General features: G+C 70.6%; 10 protein-coding genes. 5 read left to right on the forward strand and 5 right to left on the reverse strand.

Features of this window, described 5'->3' with window-relative positions; translation table 11 throughout:
• The 5 genes from VD972_RS39200 to VD972_RS39220 form a co-directional block, all read right to left on the reverse strand.
• The coding region (locus tag VD972_RS39200; RefSeq protein WP_324994037.1) for a chemotaxis protein CheW at positions 1–358 on the reverse strand (358 nt) is incomplete at its 3' end.
• A 21-nt stretch (positions 359–379) separates the two neighbouring features.
• The gene (locus VD972_RS39205; RefSeq protein ID WP_414654199.1) at positions 380–1678 is read right to left on the reverse strand and encodes a methyl-accepting chemotaxis protein; all 1299 of its coding nucleotides are present in this window, start codon (positions 1676–1678) and stop codon (positions 380–382) included.
• 121 nt (positions 1679–1799) lie between these two features.
• A complete protein-coding gene (thiL, locus tag VD972_RS39210) occupies positions 1800–2750 on the reverse strand; it encodes a thiamine-phosphate kinase (protein ID WP_324994040.1) in 951 nt (316 codons plus the stop codon).
• A 15-nt stretch (positions 2751–2765) separates the two neighbouring features.
• A complete protein-coding gene (locus VD972_RS39215; RefSeq protein ID WP_324994042.1) occupies positions 2766–4163 on the reverse strand; it encodes a HAMP domain-containing sensor histidine kinase in 1398 nt (465 codons plus the stop codon).
• On the reverse strand, positions 4160–4873 hold the full coding sequence (locus tag VD972_RS39220; RefSeq protein WP_324994044.1) for a GTPase domain-containing protein: 714 nt from the start codon (positions 4871–4873) through the stop codon (positions 4160–4162). Before VD972_RS39220 ends, VD972_RS39215 begins: the two co-directional genes overlap by 4 nt.
• 263 nt (positions 4874–5136) lie before the next feature.
• Here VD972_RS39220 and VD972_RS39225 point away from each other — a divergent pair, with 263 nt between their 5' ends.
• From VD972_RS39225 to VD972_RS39245, 5 genes are all read left to right on the forward strand, one after another.
• Complete coding sequence (locus VD972_RS39225; protein ID WP_324994046.1) at positions 5137–5673, forward strand: GNAT family N-acetyltransferase; 537 nt, start codon at positions 5137–5139, stop codon at positions 5671–5673.
• Between the two features lie 98 nt (positions 5674–5771).
• Complete coding sequence (locus VD972_RS39230; protein WP_324994048.1) at positions 5772–6683, forward strand: hypothetical protein; 912 nt, start codon at positions 5772–5774, stop codon at positions 6681–6683.
• 82 nt (positions 6684–6765) lie between these two features.
• Positions 6766–8907 carry a PilT/PilU family type 4a pilus ATPase gene (locus tag VD972_RS39235; protein ID WP_324994050.1) on the forward strand — a complete coding sequence of 714 codons (2142 nt, stop codon included), beginning with the start codon at positions 6766–6768 and terminating at the stop codon, positions 8905–8907.
• 10 nt (positions 8908–8917) lie between these two features.
• Positions 8918–10018 (forward strand): PilT/PilU family type 4a pilus ATPase, encoded by a 1101-nt coding sequence (locus VD972_RS39240; protein WP_324994052.1) that lies wholly within the window; start codon positions 8918–8920, stop codon positions 10016–10018.
• 301 nt (positions 10019–10319) lie between these two features.
• Positions 10320–12181, forward strand: a 1862-nt coding sequence (locus tag VD972_RS39245; RefSeq protein WP_324994054.1) for a TonB-dependent receptor plug domain-containing protein, incomplete at its 3' end; no start/stop codon positions are given.

The following is a 12181-nucleotide window of genomic DNA, read 5'->3' on the forward strand; positions in this document are numbered from 1 at the left end:
CCAAACCTTTCAATCTGGCGACACCTCGGACTGCCAGGACGGTCTTCCCTGGCGCCGCCGCGCTCACCCGCTCGAGCGCTTCGATCCCATCTACATCGGTCACCAAGAATCCCAGGTCCCGCCGCCCCCGGTCCAGCAAGAGGACGCGCGAAGGGGGTGTCTGCCCCTCCGGGAGCCCCAGCAGCTGGCGCAGCTCTACCACCGTTACCACGCGGCCGCGCAGATTCATCACCCCAGAGATGGCGGGAGGAGCCCGAGGGACGCGGGTGAAGCGCCCGGGCGGCACCACCACCTCGCGCACTGACGAGAGGGGCAGGCCGTAGCGCTCCTTCTCCACCCGGAAGATGACATGCCTCACGGGTTCCTCGGGGGGAGTGCCTCACCGGTCGAGCCGGAAGCTGCGGACAACGCTCTGCAGCTCGACGGAGGTGTTGGTCAGCTCATTGGCCAGCGACGCCATGCGAGCCACGGCGCTGGTCTGCTCCTGAATGACGGACTGGATGGCCTCGGTGGAGGTGGAGTTGTTGCGCGCCACCATGGAGATCTCCTCGATGGCCTTCACCATCTCCTTGCTGCCCTCCAGCTGCTCGCGGGCGCTCTCGGAGATGAGGTGCACCTTCTCCGCGCCCTTGCGCACTGTATCCGTGATGGCGCCCATGGAGCGCACGATGTTCGTCAAATCTTCGCGGCCCTCGGCCAGCTCCTCGATGCCCTCCTTCATGGCGGACACCACCGCGGTGGACTGGCCGGAGATGTCCCGGGCCAGCTTGGAGATCTGCTCGGCGGAGCGGCCAGCGCTCTCGGCCAGCTTGCGCACCTCGTCGGCGACCACCGCGAAGCCGCGGCCGTACTCACCCGCGCGCGCCGCCTCGATGGTGGCGTTGAGCGCCAGGAGGTTTGTCTGCTGCGCCACCTGGGTGATGGCGTCGACGATCTTGGAGATCTCCTGCGTCTTCTCGCCGAAGGCGAACACCTGCTGGCTGGCCGCCTCGATGCGGCTGAACACCTTCTTCACCTTCTCACCCGCCAGCCGCGCGGCGAGGCTGCCATCCTCCGCCGCCTGGCTCGTCTCCAGGGCGGTGCGCGCCGCGTCCTCGGCGCTGGCCGCCGTGCGCTGGATGGAGCCGGCCATGGAGGTGATGACGGTGGAGGCCTTGCTCACCAGCATGGACTGGGCCTCGGCGCCCCCGGCGATCTTCTCCATGGAGGAACCCACCTCCTCGGTGGAGCCGTTGACGTTCTCCGCCGAGCGCTGCACCTCGATGGCCGTGTCCGCCACGCTCTTGGCGGTGTCCTGGATCTTCCCCACCAGCTCGCGCAGGTTCTCCTGCATCTTGCCGATGGCGTTCGTCAGCTCGTCGATCTCGTCGCGCGGGTTGGACGGGTCGGCGTCCACGGGCTTGGAGAGATCACCCTGGGAGATCTCGAACGCGGAGCGCGACAGCACCCGGACGCGGTTCACCCGCGCCAGCAGCCGCGGCAGGGTAAACGCGGCGATGACGGTGAGGACCCCACCGATGGGGATCTGCCACCGCAGGCCCAGCTCGAAGCGCTGGAGCACGGCCATGGAGAAGACCAGGGCCGCTCCCAGCAGCAGGTAGCCGGTGAGGATCTTCCGGTGCAGCGAGACGATCCGCTCGCCGCCGTCGGTGTCCACAGAGCGGAGGATCCGCTGCACGGGCTCACGGCGGGGAGAGAGGCCTGGGGAGAGTTCGTCGCGAAGTGGGCGGCGCACGGGTAGGCGGATCCGGGAAGACGGCGGAAGCTTCATGCGGGTTTAGCCTTGCCTTCCAGCACGGTCAATCTACCGGCCGACGACGCGTGAAATGGTCGAAGCCTGGCGGTGGGGCAACCGGCCGTCCTTCAAGGCCTCGCCACACCCGGCGGTGCCCTCGGGTGAGCCGGCCCACATGCGTCACCCGCTCTCCCGCCCGAGCGCATGCCCGCTCGAAGGCCCCGGCTCGATCAGGGGGTATGGCCAGCAACAACTCGTAGTCCTCACCTCCGGCCAGCGCGCCCTCAGGCCCCAGCACCGCCCGCACCGCAGGTGAGAGTGGCAGGTGGGCAAGCTCCACCTCTGCGCCTACACCCGACGCCTCGCACAAGTGTCCGAGGTCCTGCGCCAGCCCATCCGAGAGGTCCATGCCGGCGGAGGCGAAGCGGGAGGCCAGGCTCCCCAGCGCCACCCGGGGGATCGGCCGGCGCTGCCGGAGGATGGCGGGCCCCCGGCGCTGGCCGGACTGGAGCTGGATCAGCCCGAGCCGCGCCTCCCCCAGCGTCCCGGAGACATAGAGGAGGTGCCCGGGCCGGCCTCCCGCGCGTGTCAGCGCCGCTTGCTGGAGCTCCCCCGCGGCCGTGAGGGTGAGGGACAGCTCGCGGGCCGAGGTGAAGTTGCCTCCCACGAGGGCGATGCGGTGCTCGCGGGCCAGCGCGCTCATGCCCCGCGCCAGCCCTCGCAGCTCGCGCTCGGGAAAGCCCCTGGGCAGGGCCAGCGCGCAGAGGAACCAGCGCGGCGTGGCGCCCATGGCGGCCAGATCCGAGAGGTTCACCGCGAGCGCCTTGTGGCCGATGTCCTCGGGAGAGAACCCCTTGCGGGTGAAGTGCACGTCCTCCACCACGGCGTCCGTGGTGACGCACAGCGCGCCACGCGTGGGGGCGAGCACCGCGCAGTCATCTCCGGGGCCCACCGGCACGCGCGCCCGAGGGAAGGCCGCCAGGAAGCGCTCGATGAGGGAGAACTCACCGCGCACGTGCGCCTCGCGCGCTCAGAAGCGATCCGGCTCGGGAAGGGGCGGCACGACGAGCACGGCCTCGCCCGTCTGAGGCGGGCGCGCCGGCAGTACCACCGTGAAGATGGAACCCTCTCCGGGCACGCTCTGCACCATCACCTTGCCGCCGTGGCCCTCCGTGAAGCGCTTGACGATGGCGAGCCCCAGGCCCACGCCGCCAAACTCCCGGGTGGAGCTGGAGTCCACCTGGTAGAAGCTCTGGAAGATGCGATCGAGGTGATCCGCGCGGATGCCCACGCCGGTGTCCTCGACGGCGATGCGGTAGCCCGGCGCATCCTCCAGCTCCGGCTGCGGCCCGACATCGGAGAGCCGGATGCGCACCCCGCCCTGGGCGGTGAACTTCACCGCGTTGGCCAGCAGGTTCACCAGCACCTGCTGCAGCCGTCCCTTGTCCGCCAGCACGCGCGGCTGGCGGAACTCCGGGAACCGCACGTCCAGCGCCAGGCCCTTGCGCCGGGCCTGCGGCGTCACGCTCGACACCGCGCCCACCACCACCTCCGCCGCGTCCACCGGCGCGAAGGCCAGCCGCAGCTTGCCCGCCTCGAGCTGGCTGATGTCCAGGATGGAGGTGATCAGATCCAACAGCGTGCGGCCCATCTCGGTGATGGACTGCACGCACTGGATCTGCTCCGGGTTGAGCGGGCCGGTGAGGCCCTCGGACAGCAGCTCCGAGTAGGCGATGATGGAGGCCAGGGGCGTGCGCAGCTCGTGGCTCACCGTGCCCAGGAAGCTGGATTGGAGCCGATCCACCTCGCGCAGGCGCTTGTCGAGCGCCGCCATGCGCTCATCCCGCACCTGCAGCTCCCGGCCGATCTCCCCCGCCGACTCCTGCTGGATGCGGCTGGCCAGCCACGAGCGGTGCCCGGACACCATCAGCGCCTCGAGCACCCGGGAGAAGTACGCGGCGGCACGCGCCAGCGGAGACTCCAGGCTGCGGGCCTTCTCGACATCCATCCGATCCCGCGGCAAGGCCGCCAGCTCCGCCGCCGTCAGCGGCCCGAAGAGCACGCGGCCGATCTCCGTCCCCTCCCAGCGCACGGGGAGCACCAGGTAGTGCGGGCCCTCCGGGCAGGAGAGCACGGCCATGGCCGCCCCCGCGCCGAGCGCGATCCGCGCCGCGCACTGCTCGCCTCCTTCAGGAGCGGTGACATGGCTGCAGAAGTCCCCCGCCGGGCCCTGAGCGCCCGCCAGACTCGTCCCCCGGCTGTCGAGCACCTGGGCGCCGACGCCATGAAGCCCGACGAAGCCCTTCACCACCTCCTCGAAGGAGGGCCCATCCAGCAGCTCCACCAGCGGCGGCTCGCGCAGCAGCAGGGAGTCCGAGCGAGGCGGGGGCTTGGCCTCCCAAGACGTGTAATCTTGATCTCCCGTCATGCTGCACCTCCTCCGGAGATACCCTCGGCCCCGTAGCGTCCCTGGAGCGTAGTACCCCCCAGGTCCAGATGGCTGAAGATCCGACCGAGGAACTCCTCCTCGGTCTGCCCGATGTTGCGCCCCAGGTTCGCGTCCACGTCAAGCCGCTGCCAGGCCGCCCGCATCAGCTCGTGGAACGTCTCGCAGACACCCTCGCCGCGCAGCGCCACGGCCCCCACCACGGGCTCCCGGCCCCGGCGGCGCACCAGCTCCAGCTCCTCCTCCGTGCGGGTGTCCGGCAGATCCTTCTTGTTGAACTGGATGACCACGGGCACCCGGTCCGGATCCAGCCCGTTCTCGCGCATGTCCTCCCGGAGGCTGTGCCAGTACCGGTTGTTCTCCCCCGTGGCGCTGCGGCGGCTGTCGGCGACGAAGGCCACCGCGTCCGCTGCTCGCAGGACGATGCGTCGCGTCGCGACATGGATCACCTGGCCCGGGACGGTGAGCAGCTTCACCTTCACGTTGTACCCGCTCGTGGAAGCGAAGAAGACTGGCAGGACGTCGAAGAACAGTGTCCGGTCGTCACGGGTCTCCACCGACAGCAGCCGGCCTCGCACCTCGGGGCGCGTCCGGGCGTACAGCTGCCGCAGGTTGGTCGTCTTCCCACTGAGCCCGGGGCCGTAGTAGACGATCTTGAGCGTGAGCTCGCGCTGGGCGTGGTTGAGTTGCAAGGGCGGAGTTCGGCCGAGCAGAGAGAAGGAACATCACGCCCTCGCCTCGGCCGCTCATTTCTTATAGTGAGGGTGTCCGCCAATGAAAAGCCGCCTGGAGAGTGGGCAAGGGAGGCGGGCGGATTGCTTGGAATGAAGGATCCGGGTGAGCAGTTTGCCAGGGTCCGGTCCCCTGAGGACTGAGGGGAAATGTGCGCGGAAACACCGCGTGCACAGTTACCGCCGGAACGGTTAGGATCGATGCGGTACGGAGGATCAAGGCGATGACGATGAAGCAGGTGGACCCAAGCACAGAGATCAGCGCGGTGCCGGTGCTGGATCCGAGCAGCCTGCCCAATGATCTGAACTCGGCGGTGAAGGTGGCAAACCCCACCGACGAGGACATGGGCACGTTGGCCGCCTTGCGAGCCAGCTCCGAGCCGTGGAAGACGCGCGGAGAGACGCAGGAGGAGAGCCTGCAGGCGCTCACCCAGCTGCGTCCCTTCACCCACGTGGCGCGGGTGCAGAACCAGGTGGTGGGCTACATCACCGTGGAGCGCGACGGCCCGGTGCCCGGCGCGGCGTACATGCGCAACATCGTGGTACGTCCGGACCTGCGCAAGCACGGGCTGGGCACGGTGCTGCTCAACCACGCCATGCAGACGGCGCGGGACATGTACCGCAAGACGATCGCGCTGCGCGTGGATCCGGCCAACGGGCCGGCGGTGAGCTTCTACCGCAAGGCGGGCTTCACCACGGTGGCGACGGTGGTGTCCAAGAAGTCCGGCAAGCTGCGCCTGCTGATGTCCCGCGAGCTGTAGTCCGCTCGCGCTCCGGCGGGAGGGCGTCGGGTGACTCACGCCTGCCCTTCCGCCCGAGGCGGCTGTCTCCCTGCCGCCCGGGAGCCTATCTTCCTCTCATGACGACCTCTGCCGAGCACCTGCTGGCCGGCCCCTGGGGGCTGCCCGGGGGACTCGATGCGGAGCTGGCGCGCGCCCTGGAGCAGGAGGACTACGGCACCGCGCTGGCCCTGCTGCGGGATGTGCTCCCCGCCGAGCCGGATCCGCGCCTGCGGGTGCTGCTGGCCTTCGTGCGCTTCCAGGACGCGCTGGAGGTGATGGTGACGGAGCTGATGCCGGCCTCCCAGGAGGCGCTCGGGCTCCTGGAGCAGGCCGCCGAGGCCGGGCTGCCGCTGGATGCTCTGACTCCACTGCGCGAGGAGATCGAGCACGTGCTGGCCGAGGAGACGGCGCGCGAGCTGGCCGCTGAGCGCCTGACGGCCGAGCACGCGGAGAGCGCCCCGCTGGAGGAGGTGCTCGAGGCCGCCAGTCGCCTGCGCCCCACGCACCCCGCGCGCGCCGCCGAGCTCTTCCAGGTGGCTGCGCGCCGCGATACGCCCGAGCGCGCTCCCATCCACCGCGCCGATGCGGGGATCGCCCTGCATCAGGCTGGCCGCACGGCCGAGGCCCACCCGCTGCTGGAGGCCACCCTGGCGCTCGACTGGCGCACCCCGGTGCTGTCGCCGGAGAGCCTCCACGTGGACTGGGCCGGCACCCTCCTGCTGGAGCAGGCCCACGCCACACGAGACGACGCGGCCTTTGATGCGGTCTGGGCCCAGGCGCTCGCTCAGGGACGGCAGCTCCAGCGACCCTTCCCCACCAACTGGCTCAACCAGGAGCGCCTGCTCTCGCTGCTGCTCGCGCGGGGAGAGGGAGCCCGGGCAGCCCAGGTGGCCACCCGAATCGAGGCCAGCCGGCGCTACATGCCCAGGGCCCTTGCCGCGCAGGTAGCAGAAGCACGTACCCTCGCCCGGCAACAGTTGGCCCTCTGATCATCCAGGTGACTGGCAGGGCTATGGTCTATCCTGCGTTTTATTCGTTTTTCCTGAACTTCGGATAGATGCTGGTCCCTGAATGAAGCCCCTCGCGGAGCTGCTGCGCTACCTCTCGCACCCGGCGATCTCCGAGATCGCCCTGACGACGGGGCGCTGCCCGATGATCAAGAGCATCAACGGCTATGAGCCGGTGGACAGCGCCGTGCTCACGGACGAGGAGCTGAACCGGACGCTGCTGACCATGGTCGGGCCGGCGCGTGCGGCCTCGGTGTCAGAGAAGCCGATGAAGTGGTCGGTGCGGGCCGAGGGCGTGGCCACGCTCGCCGTCGTCGCCGTGCGTCGGGGCGAGGGCCTCAGCATGCGCGTGATGCGCACCGGAGATGCCACCGGGATCCCGACTCGGCCTCCAGAGGCGACGCCTGCCCCTGGCTCCGGCGCCAACGCGGCCGCGATCTCGCGCATCCCGGAGACGACGCCCCGGCCCGGCTCCACCGCCAGCGCGGTCCCGGAGCAGAGCCCCACGGAGCCTCCCGCGGACAGCCCTCCTCCCAAGGCGCGGGACACCATTCCGCCCATGGTGGCCCCGCTCGTTCCCCCCGTCCGCCGCCCGTCCGTCACGGGCCTGCGGGTGATCAAGGCGACCTCTGCTCCCGCATCGCAGGAGCCCTCGCCCGCCGCTCCTGTGCCGCCCCCGGTGCCGGGGGGGACTCCGGCCCCCATCCGCGCGACGACGCCGCCACTCCCGCCCCAGGCCGTCGCACCTCCTGTCAGCGCGGAGGCGCCTCCCGTCCCCCAGGCTGTCACGCCTCCTGTCAGCCCAGAGGTGCTCTCCGCTCCGCCTCCGCCCGTCGCGCCTCCTGTCAGCGCAGAGCCGCCGCCTGCTCCTCAAGCCTTCCCCCCGCCTGTCAGCTCGGAGGCGCCTCCTCCTCCAGCGCCAGCCTCGCCTCCGCCCCCCGCCGGGCCCGCGGGATCGCCTCACTCGTCGGAGTTCTCCTCGATCGACATCAGCGTTCAGGAGCCGGAGACCGAGGAGCACACGCGCCCCCTGCAGGTCCGGCCCCAGCTGCCCCCGCGCAGCCGGCCGGACTTCTGGAGGGATCTGCCTGCGTTGATGGAGGAGGCGCGCCGAGTGGGCGCGAGCGATCTGCACATCGTGTCGGGCCGGCCCGCGCTCCTCCGCGTCGCGGGCGAGCTGAAGCCCGACGGCGAGCCGCTGCCCCCCAAGCGGGTGGAGCAGATGGTGCTCTCCCAGGTCCCGGCACGGCTGCGGTCTGCGTTCGAGCGAGACGGGAGCTGCGACTTCGCGCTCCAGACCGAGGCGCACGGCCGCTTCCGCGTCAACGTCTGCCGCCAGCGCTCCGGGCTGAAGGGCTCCTTCCGCCTCATCCCCAAGGAGCTGCCCTCGCTGGAGGCGCTGGGACTGCCGGTGGAGCTCATCCGGGCGACGCGCCACTCCCATGGCCTCATCTTCATCACCGGCCCGGCGGGCCATGGGAAGACGAGCACGCTGGCGGCGCTGGTGGAGATCCTCAACCGCGAGACGCGGCGCCACATCCTCATGGTGGAGGATCCGGTGGAGTTCGTGCACCCGCGCAAGCGAGGGCTGATCAGCCAGCGCGAGGTGGGGACGCACACCCGCTCTGTCGCGAGCGCTCTCAAGGCCGCGCTGCGCGAGGACGCGGACGTCATCGTCGTGGGCGAGCTGCGCGAGCCTGAGGCGGTGCGCCTGGCGCTGGCCGCGAGCGAGACCGGGCGCTTGGTCCTCGGCACGATGAACACGCCAAGCGCGGGGAAGACGCTCGAGCGGATCATCGAGCTGTTCCCGCCCGCGGAGCAGGCGCTGGTGCGGCAGACGCTGGGCACCCACCTGCGGCTCATCGTCAGCCAGCGGCTGGTGCCGGCCACGGCGGGTGGCAGTCTGATGGCGGCGGCGGAGGTGCTCCCTGGCTCGGTGGCGCTGAGCCACCTCATCCGAGACGACGAGCTGTCCCAGCTCCCCTTGCTCCTGCAGCGCGGCAGGGATCAGGGCGCCATCCGCTTGGAGGATGTGCTGGCGGACCTCGTCCGCTCTCGGAAGACGACGCTGGAGATCGCCAAGGAGCTCGTGGAGAACCCGGCCGTGCTCGAGGCCCTGGTGACAGGCAACGCGCCGGAGCTTCCCCCCGAGCCGGGCTCGAGCGGAAGGAAGCTGGCCTCGTTCATGGACCGCAAGAGCGCATGAGGGGACGACCATGAGCGCCCGCATCTCCCCCCTCTTCGATGCGCTCCTGGCCGAGAGAGGGAGCGATCTGCACCTGAGTATCGGCTACCCGCCGCTAGGGCGGATCCGCGGCAAGCTCACCCCCTTGCGCGAGGCCCCGCTCACGGCGTCCGAGGTCGAGGCGATGCTCCTCGAGCTGGCCACGCCCGAGCAGAAGCTGCAGATCACCGAGGAGCTGGACCTGGACTTCTCCTACACCTACGGGACGAAGGCCCGGTTCCGCGCCAACTACTTCTACAAGACGACAGGGCTGGCGGCGGTCTTCCGGTGCATTCCGAGCAAGGTGCAGTCGCTGGAGGAGCTGAGCGCGCCGGAGGTGATGCGGCGGCTGGCGGATCGTCGCAGCGGGCTGGTGCTCGTCGTAGGCCCTGCGGGCAGCGGCAAGTCCACCACGCTGGCGGCGATGCTGCACCACATCAACCAGAACCGCCACGCGAGCCTCCTCACCATCGAAGAACCGGTGGAGTTCGTGCATGAGCCGGCGATGGCGCAGGTGACGCACCGGGAGATAGGGCCGCATGCCCCCAGCTTCGCCGTGGCCCTCCGCTCGGCGGGGCGTGAGGACGCGAACGTCGTGCTCGTGGGCGAGCTGAACACGCCCGAGGCCTTGAAGCAGGCGCTGCAGCTCGCGAGCTCGGGCGTGCTGGTGCTGGCCAGCATGTATGCCCTGAGCGCGCAGGCTGCCCTCGAGCGCATCCTCCACGCGTTCCCGGAGGAGGAGCAGGCGCAGATCCGCGGGATGCTGGCGGACAGCCTGGCAGGCCTCCTCTTCCAGCAGCTCGTCCGGGCCTCGGACAGCCCGGGGCGCGTGCTGGCGCTGGAGGTGCTCCTGGGCGGCGGCACCGTGGCGGCGACGCTCCGCCAGGGGCAGCTGTCCCAGCTCGGCGGACTGATGCAGGCCGGGCAGGCCCAGGGGATGCAGACGCTGGATCAGCACCTGGAGCAGCTGGTGTCCGCGAGCAAGGTCACCCCCGAGGCGGCGCTGGAGAAGGCGCACGACCGCGAGGCCTTTGCCCGGACGCTGCAGCGCCTCCTGCCCAACTTCGAGCTGCCCGAGGATGTCCGGACGTAACGGGAGCAGCCCAGCTCCCGACATGGCCGCCCGACATGGGCACCTGTTCGGAAATGTCGGGACTTTTTCGCCTCAAAACCCCCGACATTTCCGAACAGGTGCTCAAGGGTCCTCGCCCGAGCGCCTGTCCACCACCCGCCATCGCCTTGCGAGAGCGCTGGAAACCCTCTCGTGTCATTGGGAGCGTAGTGCCGTGCGCAAGACCGAAGTCCCCTGGGAGCACCCGGGTGCTGGCGAAAGAACATCGTCTCCCTCCCCATGGCGGAGAGCGTCTCAGGGTCTTCTTTTCGCGAGACTCGGGGTGGGGCTGCTCCTCCTGGCTGGCAACGCTGAGGCCGATCCTCCCGAGAGCTCACCCGAGACCTCTCGTGCTCCGACACGAGTCGAAGCTCCTGCGTCCCAGCGTTCTCGTCCGGAGAACCCCGACACCGACAAGCCGGCGCAGGTTCAGGGCACCGTCGTCACCGCCACGCGGCTCCCACGTCCCGTGCGTGACGTGCCCGCCGCCGTCACGGTCATCCCTCGTGCCGAGATCGACCGGAGCCCCACGCTGACGCAGGACGGACTGCTGCGCACGCTGCCCTCGGCGGCCACGTTCCGCCGCACGTCGAGCCTCGTGTCGGACCCGACAGCCCAGGGCCTCAACCTGCGCGGTCTGGCACCCTCGGGTGTGTCTCGCAGCCTCGTGCTGTTGGATGGCCTGCCCGCGAACGATCCCTTCGGAGGCTGGGTGTACTGGCGCGCCCTGCCTCGGCTGGGGCTGGATCACATCGAGGTCGTCCCCAGCGGCGGCTCGGCTCTGTACGGCAGCGCAGCGCTGGGCGGCGTCGTCCAGCTCTTCTCTCGTCCCATCACCAGTCGCAGCATCGAGGCAGACGCCGCCTATGGAATGCTCGGCACGGGACAGCTCGCCGCGCGCGCAGCCGACCGCTGGGGGCCCGTAGGCGCCGCTGTCGAGACGGAGCTGCTCACCACCGAGGGCCACCCGGTCGTCACTCCCGGGCAGCGCGGTGCCATTGATCAGCGGGCGCCCAGCAACCACGCCTCCCTGAACGGCCGCATGGAGGTGGAGGTAAGTCCCTCGCTCCGCCTGGGCGCGCGCCTGGGCCTCTTCCGCGAGAACCAGAACGGCGGCACCACCTTCACCACCGCGCGCGCGGAGTCCGCGCTCCTGGGAGCCAGCGCCCAGCTCACCACGGAGGCAGCCGGCAGCTTCGAGCTCCTGCTCTTTGGCCGCAGGCAGCGCTTCGAGCAGCGCCGCGCGCGCGTGACTCCGGACCGCTCCTCCGAGGCGCTCGCGGCCATCCAGGATGTCCCCGCCCACGAGGAGGGGGGCTCGCTCGTATGGACAGGCCCCACGTGGATGCTGGGCGGCACGCACGTGCTCGCGGCAGGCGCGGACCTGCGGCAGGTTGCGGGGACCTCGGACGAGCGCCTCTTCCCCCCCTCGGCCAGCCCCACCTCCACCGCCCTCCGCCGCACGGGAGGAGCCCAGCGCTTCAGCGGTCTCTTCCTGCAGGACCTCTATACCGTGACGTCCGCCGTGGAGCTGATGGCGGCGCTCCGCTGGGACACATGGCGCAACGTGGAGGGCACACGCCGGGTGGAGCAGGCCGGCGGCGCGGTGGACACCGTCACCTTCACGGACCGGAGCGAGCAGCAGCTCAGTCCACGCCTGGGCGTGCGCGTCCGCCCCTGGGAGTGGCTCACCCTGCGGGCCTCCGGCTACCGCGCCTTCCGCGCCCCCACCCTCAATGAGCTGTACCGCCCCTTCCAGGTGGGCACCGTGCTCACCGCCGCCAATGAGGCCCTGCGCGCCGAGCGGCTCGTCGGCGGGGAAGCGGGCGTCGAGACCTCGGCGCTGCGAGGGCTGACGGTGCGGGTGACGGGCTTCTGGAATGAGCTGGAAGAGCCCATCACCAACCTCACCCTCGAGACGCCCCTGCCGGATGGCTCGCAGCGTCAGCGCCAGAACCTGGGCCGCGCGCGAGTGCGAGGCGTGGAGACGGGCGTGGACTGGCGCGTGTCACGCCAGTGGACGGCGGTGCTCGCGTACACCTTCGTGGACTCGGAGGTCCGCGAGGCACCTGGCGCCCTGGAGCTCGTGGGCAAGCAGCTCGCGCAGGATCCGGCGCACCGGGGGACCGCGGTCGTCACCTTCCA

It is taken from the genome of Hyalangium sp., assembly GCF_035629615.1.
Taxonomy (GTDB): Bacteria; Myxococcota; Myxococcia; order Myxococcales; family Myxococcaceae; genus Hyalangium.

Bases quoted from the DNA above. Each gene is read 5' to 3' on its own strand.
- VD972_RS39240 (WP_324994052.1), top strand. From the start codon at position 8,918: ATGAGCGCCCGCATCTCCCCCCTCTTCGATGCGCTCCTGGCCGAGAGA.
- VD972_RS39225 (WP_324994046.1), top strand. From the start codon at position 5,137: ATGACGATGAAGCAGGTGGACCCAAGCACAGAGATCAGCGCGGTGCCG.
- VD972_RS39235 (WP_324994050.1), top strand. From the start codon at position 6,766: ATGAAGCCCCTCGCGGAGCTGCTGCGCTACCTCTCGCACCCGGCGATC.
- VD972_RS39230 (WP_324994048.1), top strand. From the start codon at position 5,772: ATGACGACCTCTGCCGAGCACCTGCTGGCCGGCCCCTGGGGGCTGCCC.
- VD972_RS39215 (WP_324994042.1), bottom strand. From the start codon at position 4,163: ATGACGGGAGATCAAGATTACACGTCTTGGGAGGCCAAGCCCCCGCCT.